The following is a 15321-nucleotide window of genomic DNA, read 5'->3' as shown; positions in this document are numbered from 1 at the left end:
ATGACCTACCAGCTCAACTTTTCCGCCCTGTGGCCCTACCTGCCGGAGCTGCTGGCGGGGCTGCTGACCACCCTGCAACTGACGGCGATGGCGACCCTCGGCGGCATCGCCCTCGGCATCTGCGGCGCGGCGATCCGCTGCGGCCAGCGGCCGTGGCTGCGCGCGCTGTGGGGCGGCTACGTGGAGATCATCCGCAACACGCCGTTTGTGGTGCAGCTGTTCTTCATCGTCTTTGGCCTGCCGGGCCTCGGGCTGATGCTCACCGCCGGGCAGGCGGCGCTGCTGGCGATGCTGATCAACCTCGGTGCCTATAGCACTGAGATTATCCGCGCGGGCATTCAGGCGACGCCCAAGGGGCAGTGGGAGGCGGGGCGGGTGCTGGGGCTGTCACGGGCGCAGACCTTTGTGCGGGTGGTGCTGCCGCCGTCGCTGAAACGCATCTACCCGGCGTTGGTCAGCCAGTGCATCATCGTGATGCTGGGCAGTTCGGTGGTGTCGCAGGTCTCCTACGAGGAGCTGACCTTCGCCGCCAACCTGATCCAGTCGCGCAGCTTCCTGAGTTTTGAGGTCTATCTGGTGACCACGCTGTGCTACCTGTTGCTGTCGCTGGCGATGCGCCAGCTGCTGCTGGCCGCTGGCCGGCGGATCTTTGGGGAGGCGAGGGCATGATGACTTTTACCGACTGGGACATCGTCCGCAACCTGCTGCTGGCCGGGCGCTGGACGGTGCTGCTCTCGCTGGTGGCCTTCTTCGGCGGCACGCTGGTGACGCTGCCCCTGCTGCTGATGCGCCTGTCGCGCCGCCGCTGGGCGCAGCGGCTGGTGCGCGGCTACGCGGCGCTGTTTCAGGGCACGCCGCTGCTGATGCAGCTATTCCTCGCCTTCTTCGGCCTTGGGCTGTTTGGCATCAACGTCAGCCCGTGGGCCGCCGCCGCGCTGGCGCTGACGCTGTTCACCAGCGCCTTTCTGGTGGACATCTGGTACGGCAGCATCGACGCGCTGCCCAAGGGGCAGTGGGAGGCGTCACGCTGCCTCGGGCTGGGCTTCGGCCAGACGCTCTGCCGGGTGATCGCGCCGCAGGCGGTGCGCATCGCCATCGCCCCAACCGTCGGCTTCTCGGTGCAGGTGGTGAAGGGCACCGCGCTCGCCTCGATCATCGGCTTCGTCGAGCTGACCAAGGCGGGCACCATGCTGAACAATGTCACCTACCAGCCGTTCAAGGTCTTCGGGCTGGTGGCGCTGGGCTACTTCCTGCTCTGCTACCCGCTGTCGCGCTACAGCCACTCACTGGAGAAAAAATTCCATGCCGCTGATCACCATTAATCAGGTGCAAAAATATTATGGCCAGAACCACGTGCTGAAGGGCGTGGATCTCGATATCGGCATGGGCGAGGTGATCTCGATCATCGGCCGCAGCGGCTCCGGCAAAAGTACCCTGCTGCGCTGTATCAACGGGCTGGAGGGCTACCAGGAGGGGAGCATCAAGCTCGGCGGCATGACCATCACCCACCGCGAATCGCAGGCGCGCGAGATCAGCCGCTCCATCGGCATGGTGTTCCAGAACTTCAACCTCTTCCCGCACATGACGGCGCTGGAGAACGTGATGCTGGCGCCGCGCCGGGTGCTGGGCAAGAGCGCCGCCGAGTGCCGGGCGCTGGGGATCGAGATGCTCACCAAGGTGGGACTGGGCGACCGCCTCGACTACCGGCCAGCCAGCCTCTCCGGCGGCCAGCAGCAGCGGGTGGCGATCGCCCGCGCGCTGGCGATGAAGCCGAAGGTGCTGCTGTGCGATGAGATCACCTCGGCACTCGACCCGGAGCTGGTGGGCGAGGTGCTGAAGGTGCTGGAGCAGCTGGCGCAGGAGGGAATGACGCTGGTGCTGGTGACGCATGAGATGAACTTTGCCCGCGAGGTCGGCGACCGGGTGGTGTTTATGCATCAGGGCACCGTCTGGGAGCAGGGCGACAGCAAAACGCTGTTCGCCCGCCCGCAGACCGCCGAACTGAAACAATTTATCGCATCGGTGCGCGGCCTGACGGAGGCCTGAGGCGCGGCGGTGTACCTAACTGCAATGATGTCAGGGAGTAAACAGATGACCCAGTACGGACAGATCAACCCGCCCGCGCGCCTGCTGATGGGGCCGGGGCCGATTAACGCCGACCCGCGCGTGCTGCGGGCGATGTCCAGCCAGCTGGTGGGGCAGTATGACCCAGCGATGACCCACACCATGAATGAGGTGATGGCGCTCTACCGCGGCATCTACCGCACCGACAACCGCTGGACGTTGCTGGTGGACGGCACCTCGCGCGCCGGCATTGAGGCGGTGCTGGTCTCCGGCATCCGCCCCGGCGACCGGGTGCTGGTGCCGGTGTTTGGCCGCTTCGGCCACCTGCTGTGCGAGATCGCCCGCCGCTGCCGCGCCGAGGTGCACACCATTGAGGTGCCGTGGGGCGAGGTGTTCGACCCGCAGCAGATCGAGGACGCCATCAAGGCGGTGAAACCGCGCTGGCTGCTGACGGTGCAGGGCGACACCTCCACCACCATGCTGCAACCGCTGGCGGCGCTCGGCGACATCTGCCGCCGCCACGGCGTGCTGTTCTACGCCGACGCCACCGCCTCGATCGCTGGCAATGCGCTGGAGACCGACGCGTGGGGACTGGATGCGGTCTCCGCCGGGTTGCAGAAGTGCCTCGGCGGCCCCTCCGGCAGTTCGCCGGTGACCATCAGCCCGCGCTTTGAGGCGCAGATCCGCCGCCGCAAGTGCGTGGAGGAGGGCATTCGCACCGCCGAGCACACCGACGGCAGCGAGGAGATGATCTACTCCAACTACTTCGACCTCGGCATGATCATGGACTACTGGGGGCCGGAGCGCCTCAACCACCACACCGAGGCCACCAGTATGCTGTTCGCCGCCCGCGAGTGCGCGCGCGTGATTCTGGAGGAGGGGCTGGAGCACACCATCGCCCGCCACCAGTTGCACGGCGACGCGCTGCTGGCTGGCATCCGCGGCATGGGGCTGGAGGTGTTCGGCGACATGGCGCACCGCATGAACAACGTGCTGGGCGTGGTGATCCCAGCGGGCATCCACGGCGAGCAGGTGCGCCAGATGATGCTCAACGACTTCTCGATTGAGATTGGCACCTCCTTCGGCCCGCTCAACGGCAAGATCTGGCGCATCGGCACCATGGGTTACAACGCCCGCAAAGATTGCGTGATGCAGACGCTGGCGGCGCTGGAGGCGGTGCTGACCCGCCTCGGTTTCCGGTCGGTGCAGGGCGCGGCGTTGCAGGCCGCCTGGGATCGCTATGACGCCGCGCAGGCAGGGGGCCGCTGATGCCACAGGCCGCGATGCCCCCCGAGGCCGCCCGCGCCGCCGCGCAACGCATCATGGCGCGCTGCGCGGCGCTGGCCGAGATCAGTGAAACCCCCGGCGCGCTGACCCGCGTCTACCTCTCGCCGGAGCACCTGCGCGCCAACCAGTGCGTCGGCGCGTGGATGGAGGCAGCCGGGATGCGCGTTTGGCAGGACAGCGTCGGCAACCTGTGCGGCCGCTACGAGGCGGCCACGCCGGGCGCGCCAGCGCTGCTGCTCGGCTCCCACCTCGACACGGTGCGTGACGCCGGTCGCTACGACGGAATGCTGGGCGTGCTGGCGGCGATTGAGGTGGTGGGCGAGCTGCACCGCACCGGCTGCCGCCTGCCGGTGGCGCTGGAGGTGATGGGCTTTGCCGACGAGGAGGGGACGCGCTTTGGCGTCACCCTGCTGGGCAGCCGGGGCCTCACCGGCACCTGGCCGGCGGCGTGGCTGTCGCGCACCGACGCCAATGGCACCAGCGTGGCGCGGGCGTTGCAGGAGGCGGGGCTGGACGCGGCGCGCATCGGCGCGGCGGCGCGCCCGGCCGCTGACATCCTCGCCTATCTGGAGCTGCACATTGAGCAAGGCCCCTGTCTGGAAGCCGCGGGCCTGCCGCTCGGCGTGGTGACTGCCATCAACGGCGCGCGGCGGCTCAACTGCCACTTCGTCGGCGAGGCGAACCACGCGGGCACCGTGCCGATGGGCCAGCGCCGCGACGCGCTGGCCGCCGCCGCCGAGTGGACGCTGGCGGTGGAGCGGCTGGCGACGGCGGCTGGCCAGCATCTGGTGGCGACGGTCGGCACGCTGCACTGCCTGCCGGGCGCGGTGAACGTCATTCCCGGCGAGGCGCGCCTGTCGCTGGATATCCGCGGCCCGCAGGATGCACCGCTGGCTGCGCTGCTCGACACGCTGCTCTCTGAGGCACACGCCATCGCCGCCCGGCGCGGGCTGCTGTTCACGGCGGAGCAGTACTACGCCATCAATGCCACCGCCTGCGACCCCCGCTTGCAAGCCTGTCTGGCGCGCAGCGTGGCGGCAGTGCAGGGCGAAAGCCTGTCACTGCCGAGTGGTGCCGGGCATGACGCCATCGCCGTCGCCGAGCGCTGGCCGGTGGGTATGCTGTTCGTGCGCTGCGACCGCGGCATCAGCCACCACCCGGACGAGTCGGTGGCCGAAGCCGACGTGGCTGCCGCCGCCGCCGCTTACTTTGCCGCCGCGCTGGCGGTCGCCACGGAGCTGGCCCCCACCTGATCACCAGCGTTTCCGGCACAGGTTTTGCAGCAGGTTTTGCAATAGTCATTCTGTGACGGCGGCGAGGAGAAAACGATGACACTCGATGAGTTCAATGCGCTGCCTGCTGACAGCGCAGCGGCCCAGCTACGCCCCTGTGTGGCGATCCCGGCCTGGGTCGAGGCGGTGGTAACAGGCCGCCCCTACGCCTCCCATGCGGCACTGCTGGCCGCCGCCCGTGAGGCCGCTGACGGCTGGCAGGCGGCGGAGGTGGAGCAGGCGCTCGCCAGCCACCCGCGCATCGGCGAGCGAGCCGCTGGCGCGGAGGAGGAGGCGGCGCACTCGCGGCGCGAGCAGGCGGGGGTGGATGCCGGTCAGCCAGCGCTGGCCGCTGCCCTGCTGGCGGGCAACCGCGCCTATGAGCAGCGCTTCGGGCGCGTGTTTCTGGTGCGCGCCAAGGGGCGCGACGCCCATCAGATTCTGGCCCTGCTGCACCAGCGGCTGACCCACAGCCCGGCGCAGGAGCTGGCCGAAACCACTGAGCAACTGCGGCAGATCACCCTGCTGCGACTGGAGGAGCGAATCACACCATGAGCCACATCACCACCCACATTCTGGACACCTCCCTCGGCCGCCCGGCGGCGGGGGTAGCGGTTTGGCTGGAGCGGATCGAGCACGGCGAGGCGCGTGAAGTGGCGCGCGGCACCACCGATGCCGACGGCCGCCTCATGGCCCTGACGCCGCAGCCGCTGGCGGCTGGCCACTACCGGCTCTCGGCGGACATCGGCGGCTACTTCCGCGCCAGCGGGCGCGACTCGCTCTACCGCGCCGCCGTGCTGGAGATCGAGATTGATGGGCAGCCGCACTACCACCTGCCGCTGCTGATTGCCCCTTACTCCTATTCAACCTATCGCGGGAGCTGACCCATGAAAGAGAAGATCATGTTAGGCGTGAACCAGTACGGCAAGGCCGAGGTGCGCGTGGTGAAGGTGACGCGTGACAGCGCGCGCCACGAGATTGATGACCTGAATGTCACCTCACAGCTGCGCGGCGACTTCCGCGCGGTGCACGAGGAGGGGGATAACGCCCACTGCCTGCCAACCGATACCCAGAAAAACACCATCTACGCCTTCGCGCGTGACGGCATCCGCTCGCCAGAGGCGTTCCTGCTGCGGCTGGGGCGGCACTTCACCGGCAACTATGAGGTGGTGAGCGGCGGCCACTGGTCGGCCGAGCAGTACCAGTGGCAGCGCATCGCGGCCCACGGCGCGGAGCATGACCACGCCTTCGTGCGCCACGGCCAGGAGACGCGCACCGCCTGCGTCACCATTGACGAGGGGGCATGCTGGGTGGTGGCGGGGCTGACCGATCTGGTGGTGCTAAAGTCCACCGGCTCCGAGTTCCACGGCTTCATGGAGGATCGCTACACCACCCTGAAGGGGGCGAGCGACCGCATCCTCGCCACCTCCGTCACCGCCCGCTGGCGCTACAACCGGTTGGATATCGACTTCAACGAGGTCTACCACGACGTGAAGCGCCTGATGCTGGAGGCGTTCGCCACCACCCACTCGCTGGCGTTGCAGCAGACGCTCTACGCGATGGGCAAGCAGGTGCTGGAGGCGCACCCGGAGATTGATGAGATCCGCTTCTCGATGCCCAACAAACACCACTTCACGGTGGATCTGTCGCCCTTTGGCCTCGACAACCCGAATGAGGTGTTCTTCGCCGCCGATCGCCCCTACGGGCTGATTGAGGCCAGCGTGCTGCGCGAGAACAGCGCGCCAGCCGGCAAGGCGTGGGAGAGCGTCACCGGCTTCTGTTAATTCCCGTGGGAGGATCTATGCACCAGCGCACGCACGCGGCCAGCGGCCGCCCGGAAGATGGCCGACTGCCGTGGGGAAAAACCCTCGCCTTCGGTATGCAGCATATCCTGACCATGTATGGCGGCCTGATCGCCCCGCCGCTGATCATCGGCACCGCCGCCGGGCTGGGCACCGCCGAGATCGGCATGTTGATCAGCGCCGCGCTGTTTGTCAGCGGGCTGGCGACGCTGTTGCAGACCCTCGGCCTGCCGTTTTTTGGCTCACAGCTGCCGCTGGTGCAGGGCGTCTCCTTCGCCGGGGTGGCGACCATGGTGACCATCGTCAACGGCGGCGGCGGGTTGCCAGCGGTGTTTGGCGCGGTGATGGTCTCGGCGGCAATCGGGCTGCTGGTCACGCCATTTTTCGCCCACATCATCCGCTTCTTCCCGCCGGTGGTGACCGGCACGGTGGTCACCGTGATTGGCCTGTCGCTGATGCCGGTGGCGGTGCGCTGGGCGATGGGCGGCAACATGCGGGCGGCGGATTGGGGCGCGCCCGGCAACATCGGGCTGGCGGCCTTTACGCTGGCGGTGGTACTGCTGCTGAACCGGGTGGGTGGCCGGGCGGTGGCGCGGGTGGCCGTGCTGCTGGCGATGGTGATCGGCACGCTGGCGGCGATGCTGGCTGGCAAGACCCACTTTGGCGCGCTGCCCGCCGGGGAACTGCTGGCGCTGCCGCACCCCTTCGCCTTTGGCTGGCCGGTGTTTGAGCTACCGGCGATTCTGTCGATGCTGCTGATTGTGCTGGTGCTGCTGACCGAAACCACCGCCGGGCTGATGGCGGTGGGGGAGATCGTCGGCACGCCGGTGGATGGCCGCCGCATCGCCAACGGGCTGCGCGCCGACATGCTCTCCAGCGCGCTGTCGCCGGTGTTCAACTCCTTCCCGCAGAGCAGTTTCGCGCAGAATATTGGGCTGGTGGCGCTGACCGGCGTCAAGAGCCGCTTTGTGGTGAGCGCCGGTGGGCTGATTCTGGTGCTGCTCGGCGTGGTGCCAGCGCTGGGGGTGATAGTGGCCGCCATCCCGCTGCCGGTGCTGGGCGGGGCCGGGGTGGTGCTGTTTGGATCGGTGGCGGCGAGCGGCATCCGCACCCTCGCCAAGGTGGAGTATAAAGACAACATGAATCTGGTGGTGGTCGCCACCGCCATCGCCTTCGGCATGATCCCGATTGTGATGCCGACCTTCTACGACCGCTTCCCCAGCTGGGTCGGCACCCTGCTGCACTCCGGCATCAGCGCCTCCTGTCTGGCGGCGCTGCTGCTGAACCTGCTGTTCAACGCGACGCGGCCCGCCGCCGTGGTGGCCAGCCGCTCCAGCCTGCCGCCGGGCTAGTCCAGACGCAGGAAGTTGTCCTGATCCATCCACGCCGGAAAGGCCTGGCGGTAGGCCTGCAACTGCTCCAGCGACAGATCGGCGTGCAGCACCGCCGGGGTGGCGGGCGCGGCCTCCGCCAGTCGCACGCCCTGCGGGTCATGGATCACGCTGTCGCCCCGGTAGGGGTGGCCGTTGCCATCCTCGCCGACGCGGTTGCAGCCCGCGACATAGCACTGGTTCTCGATGGCGCGTGCCGCCAGCAGGGTCTGCCAGTGGGCCGCGCGCGGCGCGGGCCAGTTGGCGACGTAGATCGCCAGATCGTAATCCTGATGGCAGCGCGACCAGACCGGGAAGCGCAGGTCGTAGCAGACCTGCGGCAGGATGCGCCAGCCGCGCCACTCGACGATCTCCCGCCGCGTGCCAGCCCGGTAGTGCTGGTGCTCACCGGCCATGCGGAACAGGTGGCGCTTGTCGTAGTGGTGCACCCGGCCGCCCGGCTCGGCCAGCAGGAAGCGGTTGGCCGCGCCCTCCGGCGTGCGCACCGCCGCGCTGCCGCCCACCAGCGCGTGGCAGGCGCGCGCCTGTGCCTGCAACCACGCCCGCACCTCCTCCTCCGGCAGCGCGCTCTCTGCCGCCTCCATCGCGAAGCCGGTGGTGAACATCTCCGGCAGGATAATCACGTCACGGCCATCCAGTTCGCTGAGCAGGGTGTCAAAATGGCGCAGGTTGGCCGGGCCATCCAGCCAGGCCAGCGGCTGTTGCAGTAGGGTCAGTTTCAGAGTTGACACAGGCGCTCCGCGGCGGCGTCCAGCGTGGCGTCCTGCTTGGCAAAACAGAGCCGCACCAGTTTGTGGGGGAAGGGATCGGCGCAGAACACCGACAGCGGAATGGCGGCAACGCCGACCTGCTCGGTCAGCCAGCGGCTGAAGGCGACGTCATCCAGATCCGAGACGGCGCTGTAGTCCACCAGCAGGAAGTAGGTGCCCTCGCACGGCAGCACCTCCAGCCGGCTGGCGGCCAGCGCCTGCACCAGCCGGTCACGCTTCGCCTGATAGAAGGCCGAAAGCTGCGCCCAGTGCGCCGGTTCATGGCGCAGCATGTCCGCCAGCGCCAGCTGCACCGGCGTGGTGATGGAGAAGGTGAGGTACTGGTGCACCTTGCGCAGCTCGGCGGTGAGGGGCGCGGGCGCGACGCAGTAGCCGACGCGCCAGCCGGTCATGTGGGTGCTCTTGCCGAAGGAGTAGACCGCCAGCGCCCGCTGGCGCAACTGCGGATGGGCCAGCACGCTGGCGTGCCCCTCGCCGGTGAAGCAGATGTGCTCATACACCTCGTCGCTCAGCACGAAGATGTCACGCTCGGCAATCGCCTGCCATAGCGCCTCCCGATCCGCCGCCCGCCAGCTGGTGGCCGAGGGGTTGTGCGGCGTGTTGACGATCACCAGCCGCGTGCGGTCGCTCAGCAGCGCGGCGAACTGATCCCACGCCACGCGGAAGGCGGGCGGTTGCAGGGTCAGGCGCTTCATCACGCCACCCGCCAGCGCCACCGCCGGTGCATAGCTGTCATAGCTCGGGTCGAAGCAGATCACCTCATCGCCCGGCCGCACCAGCGCGGTGATGGCCGCGTAGAGCGCCTCGGTGGCCCCGGCGGTGATGGTCACCTCCTCACCGGCATCGGGCCGCCAGCCATACGCCGCGCCGGTCTTGTCGGCAATCGCCTCGCGCAGCGCCACCACACCGGCCATCGGCGCGTACTGGTTTGCACCCTGCGCCACGTGCCAGGCCAGCCGCTCCTGTAGGTAGGCTGGGCCGTCATAGTCCGGGAACCCCTGTGAGAGGTTGATGGCCTGATGCTGCTGGGCCAGCGCGCTCATCTGGGTAAAGATGGTGGTGCCGAGGGCCGGCAATTTACTCTGTGGAATCAACGCTGCACTCATGGGGAACCCGTCATGTGGTGAAGGATGTCACAACAATATAACATCTCTCCGGCACTTGGCAATCAAGACGTGTAGACGGCCAAAGGCAGCAATCTGCGGTGAATAAAGCGGTTTTTCAGCCCATAATCCCTCTATAATGCACGTCGGCAACATGGCTCACGCCACTCTCTCTTTAAAACAGGAAACACCCTTTATGATGAACAACGACGTTTTGCGCAGCCTTCGCTACATGCTGGATCTGAGCGACGCCCGCCTCCTTGAGATTTTGGCGCTGGCTGGCCAGACCGCCACCCCGGAGGAGATGCAAAGCTACCTGAAGAAAGAGGAGGAGCCGGGACACCAGCCCTGCCCGGATACGGTGATGGCGCACTTCCTCAACGGGCTGATTGTGCACCGCCGTGGCCGTGACGAGTCGCGCCCGATGCCAGAGGTTGAGCTGCCGCTGACCAACAACATCATCCTGAAGAAGCTGCGCGTGGCCTTCGAGCTGAAGACCACCGACATTCTGGAAGTGCTGGCGGCGGTGGACTTCCGCGTCTCCGAGCCAGAGATTGGCGCCATCTTCCGCAAGCCGGGCCACAAAAACTATCGCCCGTGCGGCGACCAGTTCCTGCGCTACTTCCTGAAAGGGCTGACGCAGCGCCTGCGCCCGGCGAAAGCACGCTAATAAAAAACGGCACCCTCGGGTGCCGTTTTTCATGCTGTGGGTCTTTGCCCTAGGCCGCCTCAGGGTGGCGCGGCGAGTGCGTCTCCGGGGCTGGCTGTTTCGCCGCCAGCGCTTCCGGTTCAAAATCATCGACGTTAATCGCAAGCAGCCGGCTCTCTTCAGCCTGCGTCAGGATGCGCGCCTCCTCCTCACTGATGCGCCCCTCGCTGCGCGCCTGAAGCGCCAGCTGGTCGAGCCGGGTGAAGGGCAGGGACTTGCCGCTCTCGGTGCACAGGCGTTTGTGGATCGCCTCGGCGGCGATGATGTGCTGCAACGCCTGCTCCAGCAGCCCAAACGGGTTATTTTCGCCCGGCGTCAGGTACTGGCCGCGCCCCAGCCGCGCGCGGGTGGCAGAGGGCTGTTGTAGCAACTGCGCCAGCTTGTGATCGAGCCGATCGCTTGGCCCACGCTGGGCGCGACCGAGCGGGAAGACCACCAGCCGCATCAGCCCGGCCACCAGCCGGTTCGGGAAGTTGCGCAGTAACTCATCCAGCGCCTGCTCCGCCTGATGCAGGCAGTCCTGTACCCCCCAGTGCACCAGCGGCAGATCGGCCTGTTGGCGACCCTCATCCTGATAGCGTTTCAGGGTGGCAGTGGCGAGGAACAGTTGGCTCAGGATATCACCCAGCCGCGCCGAGATGCGCTCACGCCGCTTCAGGCTGCCGCCCAGCGTACCCATCGAGACATCGGCCAGCAGCGCCAGATTGGCGCTCAGCCGGTTGATCTGCTGGTAGTAGCGGGTGGTGGCGTCACGCACCGGCGTGCGGCTGGTGTGGCCGTTGGTCAGCCCCAGCCAGAGGCTGCGCGCGGTGTTGCTGCCGACGTGGCCGAGGTGGCCAAGCAGTGCCCGGTCAAAGGCTGGCAGGTCGCGCGCTGCCGCGGCCGCCATCTCCGCCAGCACGTAAGGGTGGCAGCGGATCGCCCCCTGGCCGAAGATGATCATGCTGCGGGTCAGGATGTTCGCCCCCTCGACGGTGATGGCGATGGGCGCGCCTTGGTAGGCCCGCGCCAAAAAGTTGCTGCTGCCCAGCATGATGCCCTTGCCGCCGGTGATGTCCATTGCGTCCATGATGGCGCGCTGACCGCGGTGGGTGCAGTGGTATTTGACGATGGCGGAGAGCACGGCTGGCTTCTCACCGGCCATGATGCCGGTGGTGATCAGCGTGGCGGCGGCGTCCATCACATAGGCGTTGCCCGCGATGCGCGCCAGCGGCTCCTCGATCCCCTCCATCTTGCCAATGGCGATCTTGAACTGGCGGCGGATGTGGGCATAGGCACCGGTCGCCAGCGCCACGGATTTCAGGCTGCCAGTGGAGTTGGAGGGCAGGGTGATGCCGCGCCCGACTGACAGACACTCCACCAGCATCCGCCACCCCTGTCCGGCCATCGCCGGGCCGCCGATGATGGTGTCAATCGGCACAAAGATGTTGTTGCCGCGCGTCGGGCCGTTCTGGAACGGCACGTTGAGCGGGAAGTGGCGGCGGCCAATCTCCACGCCGGGGGTAGTGGTGGGGATCAGCGCACAGGTGATGCCGAGATCCACCGTCTCGCCCAGCAGGTGATCCGGGTCGGAGAGCTTGAACGCCAGCCCGAGCACCGTCGCCACCGGCGCGAGGGTGATGTAGCGCTTGTTCCAGGTGAGGCGCATCCCCAGCACTTGCTGGCCCTGCCACTCACCCATGCACACCACGCCGGTGTCCGGGATTGCCCCGGCGTCAGAGCCAGCCTCCGGGCTGGTGAGGGCGAAGCAGGGGATCTCCTGCCCACGCGCCAGACGCGGCAAGTAGTGATCTTTCTGCGCGTCGGTGCCGTAGTGCTGCAACAGTTCGCCGGGGCCGAGGGAGTTGGGCACGCCGACGGTGATCGCCAGAATGCCGGAGACGCCCGCCAGCTTTTGCAGCACCCGCGCCTGCGCATAGGCCGAGAACTCCAGCCCGCCATACTCCTTCTTGATGATCATCGCGAAGAAGCGGTGCTCCTTGAGGTAGGCCCACAGCTCTGGCGGCAGGTCGGCCAGTTCATGGGTGATCTCGAAGTCGTTTGCCATGCGGCACGCCTCTTCTACCGGGCCATCAAGGAACGCCTGCTCCTCGGCGGTCAGGGTCGGCAGCGGGTAGGCGTGCAGCGTGCGCCAGTCGGGCGCGCCGCGGAAGATCTCCCCCTCCCACCAGGTGGTGCCAGCGTCAATCGCCTCTTTTTCAGTGCGCGACATCGGCGGCATCACCTGGCTGAAGGTGCGCATCGCCGGGGCGGAGAGGAGCGAGCGGCGCAGGCCGGTGAGGTTAAGTGGCAGCAACAGCAGCGCCAGCAGCAGCAGGAACCAGAATGACCAGAGGCCCACCACGCCCATCAGCGCGGTGTAGGCCAGCAACGCCAGCGTACTGAGGTGCAGGTTTACTTTGTGGTAGAACAGCACGCCCAGTAGCCCGACGAAACCAATAAGGGTGAGCAGCAACATAACAAGCTCCGTAAGTTGTAGGAGGTCTGACCTGTTGGGGATGTATTGGTTGTAGATGATGGCTAATTATTTATCAACGCGTTTACATGCTATTTACAACATGGCTCACATTCCGGCCGTACGCGTGGCGAAAAGCCCCGGCAGCCTGTGACAACGCTTCTCGCTTATGGGGCAATCCGCTACACTGCACAGCGGAAGAATTTTCATGCCCACCGGCTACCAAGAGGCTGTCATGTACCAGGATTTGATCCGTAGTGAACTGAACGAAGCTGCTGAAACTTTGAACAAATTTCTCAGTGATGAGGCCAATCTCGCGGCCATCCAACAGGCGGCGGTGCTGCTGGCAGACGCCTTTAAGTCCGGCGGCAAGGTGCTCTCCTGCGGCAACGGCGGCTCCCACTGCGACGCCATGCACTTCGCCGAAGAGCTGACCGGCCGCTACCGCGAAAACCGCCCCGGCTACCCGGCGATTGCCATCTCCGACGTCAGCCACCTCTCCTGCGTCAGCAACGATTTCGGCTACGACTTCGTCTTCTCCCGCTTTATTGAGGCGGTTGGTCAGAGCGGCGACGTGCTGCTTGGCATCTCCACCTCCGGCAACTCCGGCAACGTCATCAAGGCGGTGGCGGCGGCGCGCGCCAAGGGGATGAAGGTGATCACCCTGACCGGCAAGGATGGCGGCCAGATGGCTGGCAGCGCCGACGTCGAGATCCGTGTGCCGCACTTCGGCTATGCCGACCGCATTCAGGAGATCCACATCAAGGTGATCCACATCCTGATCCAGTTGATTGAGAAAGAGATGGTGCGCGGCTAACAGGCCAACGCAGGGGAGGAGAGGCGATGTGTGAACTGCTCGGGATGAGTGCCAATGTGCCCACGGATATCTGCTTCAGCTTTACCGGGCTGGTGCAGCGCGGCGGCCGCACTGGCCCGCACAAGGATGGCTGGGGCATCACCTTTTATGAGGGGCTGGGCTGCCGTACCTTCAAGGATCCGCAGCCGAGCTACAACTCCCCGATTGCCCGGCTGGTGCAGGAGTACCCGATCAAATCCTGCGCCGTGGTCTCCCACATCCGTCAGGCCAACCGGGGCGAGGTGGCGCTGGAGAATACCCACCCCTTCACCCGCGAGCTGTGGGGGCGCAACTGGACGTTCGCCCATAACGGCCAGCTCAAGGGGCATCGCCAACTGGAGAGCGGGACGCTGCGGCCGATTGGCCAGACGGACAGCGAGCACGCCTTTTGCTGGTTGCTGCACCAACTGACGCAGCGCTACCCGCGCACCCCCGGCAACTGGCCCGCGGTGTTCCGCTATATCGCGACGCTGGCGGATCAGCTACGGCAGAAGGGGGTGTTCAATATGCTGCTGTCGGATGGGCGCTTCGTGATGGCCTACTGCTCCACCAACCTGCACTGGATCACGCGCCGCGCGCCCTTTGGCAAGGCGACGTTGCTGGATCAGGATGTGGAGATCGATTTTCAGCAGCAGACCACGCCAAATGATGTGGTGACGGTGATCGCCACCCAGCCGCTGACCGGCAACGAAACCTGGCACAAGATTGCGCCAGGTGAGTTCGCGCTATTTTGTCTCGGTGAACGCATACTCTGAGATGTTCTGCGTGCCGATAATCGCCGGGTGCACCACATACTGGCCATTATCGACCGTGATGGTCGGCGGCAGGTGCTTCTCGTTGAAGTAGCGGTAGCCCGGTTGCAGGCCGCGCCAGAAGTTGTAGTAGGTGGAGAAGCGGTGGCGTTGCAGGTTGGCGTCCGTCATACGGAACGGGTAGATGGCGATATCCACCTTCACCTGGCCATAGTGCAGCGCGGCCTGAACATAGGTGAAGATCTCATCCATGTAGGCGTTGGTCATCGCGTAGCAGCCAATCGAACGGCAATCGCCGTGGATCATCAGGTAGTTGCCTGAGTAGCCCTGTGCCCGGTCATAGGCGTTCGGGTAGCCGATATTGATGGCGCGATAGAAGCGGCTGTCTGGCTTCAGGTGGCGGATGTCAACGCTGTAGAACCCTTCCGGGCTTTTGAAATCCCCTTCACGCCGTTTCGGCCCCAGCCCACCCGAGAAATTACAGATGCGATAGGCGCCCAGCAGACGGTACTCATTGCCCATCTTGCCGTATAACTCCAGCAGGCGCTCCTCTTTGAAAATTTGAATATAGACCGGTGTACCCAATAATTGCTGTTTAATATTTTGCTTAACGGGCACCAACTCACTGGCGGAGCTGGGGGTGACCCAAGGCAAACAGAGAAACATCGCAAGCATCAGCGCGATTTTGCCCATTATCATTCCTGCTTATTATAAATGTTGAACTGCCGAAGGCGGACGCCCCGGCATTGGCACTGCCTGACCCAATGCGGGAGGCAGCCCCATCTTAATGGTGATTAAATAATTAGCAATGGGGCATAAATACTATTTTTGCGGCCGATCGCGATTAATAGAAAAATAGCG

Annotated in this window: 16 protein-coding genes; 12 read left to right on the top strand and 4 right to left on the bottom strand. The window is 65.9% G+C overall.

Translation table 11 applies throughout. The features are described 5' to 3' along the window. The 9 genes from C1N62_RS13400 (at position 1) to C1N62_RS13360 (ending at position 7776) form a co-directional block, all read left to right on the top strand. Positions 1-669, top strand: a complete 669-nt coding sequence (locus tag C1N62_RS13400) for an amino acid ABC transporter permease (protein WP_137764106.1) — start codon at positions 1-3, stop codon at positions 667-669. Continuing rightward, positions 669-1322, top strand: coding sequence for an amino acid ABC transporter permease (locus C1N62_RS13395; RefSeq protein WP_137765010.1), 654 nt, complete (start codon positions 669-671; stop codon positions 1320-1322). Before C1N62_RS13400 ends, C1N62_RS13395 begins: the two co-directional genes overlap by 1 nt. Continuing rightward, positions 1303-2046, top strand: a complete 744-nt coding sequence (locus C1N62_RS13390; RefSeq protein WP_137764105.1) for an amino acid ABC transporter ATP-binding protein — start codon at positions 1303-1305, stop codon at positions 2044-2046. Before C1N62_RS13395 ends, C1N62_RS13390 begins: the two co-directional genes overlap by 20 nt. Positions 2047-2091: 45 nt before the next feature. Next, on the top strand, positions 2092-3333 hold the full coding sequence (locus tag C1N62_RS13385) for an alanine--glyoxylate aminotransferase family protein (protein WP_137764104.1): 1242 nt from the start codon (positions 2092-2094) through the stop codon (positions 3331-3333). Then, positions 3333-4604, top strand: a complete 1272-nt coding sequence (hpxK, locus tag C1N62_RS13380) for an allantoate amidohydrolase (protein WP_137764103.1) — start codon at positions 3333-3335, stop codon at positions 4602-4604. The genes C1N62_RS13385 and hpxK overlap by 1 nt, the downstream gene beginning before the upstream one ends. 75 nt (positions 4605-4679) lie before the next feature. Next, positions 4680-5177 (top strand): 2-oxo-4-hydroxy-4-carboxy-5-ureidoimidazoline decarboxylase, encoded by a 498-nt coding sequence (gene uraD / locus C1N62_RS13375; RefSeq protein ID WP_137764102.1) that lies wholly within the window; start codon positions 4680-4682, stop codon positions 5175-5177. Next, the gene (gene uraH, locus C1N62_RS13370; protein WP_137764101.1) at positions 5174-5506 is read left to right on the top strand and encodes a hydroxyisourate hydrolase; all 333 of its coding nucleotides are present in this window, start codon (positions 5174-5176) and stop codon (positions 5504-5506) included. The genes uraD and uraH overlap by 4 nt, the downstream gene beginning before the upstream one ends. A 3-nt stretch (positions 5507-5509) precedes the next feature. After that, a complete protein-coding gene (gene pucL / locus C1N62_RS13365) occupies positions 5510-6406 on the top strand; it encodes a factor-independent urate hydroxylase (protein WP_137764100.1) in 897 nt (298 codons plus the stop codon). A gap of 17 nt (positions 6407-6423) precedes the next feature. Beyond that, on the top strand, positions 6424-7776 hold the full coding sequence (locus tag C1N62_RS13360; protein ID WP_137764099.1) for a nucleobase:cation symporter-2 family protein: 1353 nt from the start codon (positions 6424-6426) through the stop codon (positions 7774-7776). Here the strand turns inward: C1N62_RS13360 and C1N62_RS13355 are convergent. Together C1N62_RS13355 and C1N62_RS13350 are read right to left on the bottom strand one after the other, a co-directional pair. Further along, positions 7773-8546 (bottom strand): amidohydrolase, encoded by a 774-nt coding sequence (locus C1N62_RS13355; RefSeq protein ID WP_137764098.1) that lies wholly within the window; start codon positions 8544-8546, stop codon positions 7773-7775. The genes C1N62_RS13360 and C1N62_RS13355 overlap by 4 nt on opposite strands. Further along, entirely contained in the window at positions 8534-9691 is a 1158-nt protein-coding gene (locus tag C1N62_RS13350) for a pyridoxal phosphate-dependent aminotransferase (RefSeq protein WP_137764097.1), read from the bottom strand. Before C1N62_RS13350 ends, C1N62_RS13355 begins: the two co-directional genes overlap by 13 nt. 193 nt (positions 9692-9884) lie before the next feature. On the opposite strand from C1N62_RS13350, the gene C1N62_RS13345 reads away from it, so the two are divergent. Then, positions 9885-10358, top strand: a complete 474-nt coding sequence (locus C1N62_RS13345; RefSeq protein ID WP_137764096.1) for a DUF1456 family protein — start codon at positions 9885-9887, stop codon at positions 10356-10358. 49 nt (positions 10359-10407) lie between these two features. Here C1N62_RS13345 and fadE read toward each other — a convergent pair whose 3' ends face one another. Beyond that, on the bottom strand, positions 10408-12855 hold the full coding sequence (fadE, locus tag C1N62_RS13340) for an acyl-CoA dehydrogenase FadE (RefSeq protein WP_137764095.1): 2448 nt from the start codon (positions 12853-12855) through the stop codon (positions 10408-10410). A gap of 232 nt (positions 12856-13087) precedes the next feature. On the opposite strand from fadE, the gene lpcA reads away from it, so the two are divergent. Then, positions 13088-13669 carry a D-sedoheptulose 7-phosphate isomerase gene (gene lpcA / locus C1N62_RS13335; RefSeq protein ID WP_137764094.1) on the top strand — a complete coding sequence of 194 codons (582 nt, stop codon included), beginning with the start codon at positions 13088-13090 and terminating at the stop codon, positions 13667-13669. Positions 13670-13695: 26 nt separating this feature from the next. After that, positions 13696-14463: a class II glutamine amidotransferase gene (locus C1N62_RS13330; RefSeq protein WP_137764093.1), complete on the top strand. Its 768-nt coding sequence runs from the start codon at positions 13696-13698 to the stop codon at positions 14461-14463. Here the strand turns inward: C1N62_RS13330 and dpaA are convergent. Beyond that, on the bottom strand, positions 14434-15153 hold the full coding sequence (gene dpaA / locus C1N62_RS13325; protein WP_137764092.1) for a peptidoglycan meso-diaminopimelic acid protein amidase: 720 nt from the start codon (positions 15151-15153) through the stop codon (positions 14434-14436). The two genes, C1N62_RS13330 and dpaA, sit on opposite strands and share 30 nt — an antisense overlap. Positions 15154-15321: the final 168 nt, after the last annotated feature.

The organism is Nissabacter sp. SGAir0207 (genome assembly GCF_005491205.1).
Classification (GTDB): domain Bacteria; phylum Pseudomonadota; class Gammaproteobacteria; order Enterobacterales; family Enterobacteriaceae; genus Chimaeribacter.
Note: the sequence above shows the minus strand (reverse complement) of the source record. Positions and strands in the feature narration are given on the sequence as shown.

What these genes read in the sequence shown, in the direction of transcription:
- C1N62_RS13400 (WP_137764106.1), top strand. Translation starts at nt 1, where the DNA reads ATGACCTACCAGCTCAACTTTTCCGCCCTGTGGCCCTACCTGCCGGAG.
- C1N62_RS13395 (WP_137765010.1), top strand. Translation starts at nt 669, where the DNA reads ATGACTTTTACCGACTGGGACATCGTCCGCAACCTGCTGCTGGCCGGG.
- C1N62_RS13390 (WP_137764105.1), top strand. Translation starts at nt 1,303, where the DNA reads ATGCCGCTGATCACCATTAATCAGGTGCAAAAATATTATGGCCAGAAC.
- C1N62_RS13385 (WP_137764104.1), top strand. Translation starts at nt 2,092, where the DNA reads ATGACCCAGTACGGACAGATCAACCCGCCCGCGCGCCTGCTGATGGGG.
- hpxK (WP_137764103.1), top strand. Translation starts at nt 3,333, where the DNA reads ATGCCACAGGCCGCGATGCCCCCCGAGGCCGCCCGCGCCGCCGCGCAA.
- uraD (WP_137764102.1), top strand. Translation starts at nt 4,680, where the DNA reads ATGACACTCGATGAGTTCAATGCGCTGCCTGCTGACAGCGCAGCGGCC.
- uraH (WP_137764101.1), top strand. Translation starts at nt 5,174, where the DNA reads ATGAGCCACATCACCACCCACATTCTGGACACCTCCCTCGGCCGCCCG.
- pucL (WP_137764100.1), top strand. Translation starts at nt 5,510, where the DNA reads ATGAAAGAGAAGATCATGTTAGGCGTGAACCAGTACGGCAAGGCCGAG.
- C1N62_RS13360 (WP_137764099.1), top strand. Translation starts at nt 6,424, where the DNA reads ATGCACCAGCGCACGCACGCGGCCAGCGGCCGCCCGGAAGATGGCCGA.
- C1N62_RS13350 (WP_137764097.1), bottom strand. Translation starts at nt 9,691, where the DNA reads ATGAGTGCAGCGTTGATTCCACAGAGTAAATTGCCGGCCCTCGGCACC.
- C1N62_RS13345 (WP_137764096.1), top strand. Translation starts at nt 9,885, where the DNA reads ATGATGAACAACGACGTTTTGCGCAGCCTTCGCTACATGCTGGATCTG.
- fadE (WP_137764095.1), bottom strand. Translation starts at nt 12,855, where the DNA reads ATGTTGCTGCTCACCCTTATTGGTTTCGTCGGGCTACTGGGCGTGCTG.
- lpcA (WP_137764094.1), top strand. Translation starts at nt 13,088, where the DNA reads ATGTACCAGGATTTGATCCGTAGTGAACTGAACGAAGCTGCTGAAACT.
- C1N62_RS13330 (WP_137764093.1), top strand. Translation starts at nt 13,696, where the DNA reads ATGTGTGAACTGCTCGGGATGAGTGCCAATGTGCCCACGGATATCTGC.
- dpaA (WP_137764092.1), bottom strand. Translation starts at nt 15,153, where the DNA reads ATGGGCAAAATCGCGCTGATGCTTGCGATGTTTCTCTGTTTGCCTTGG.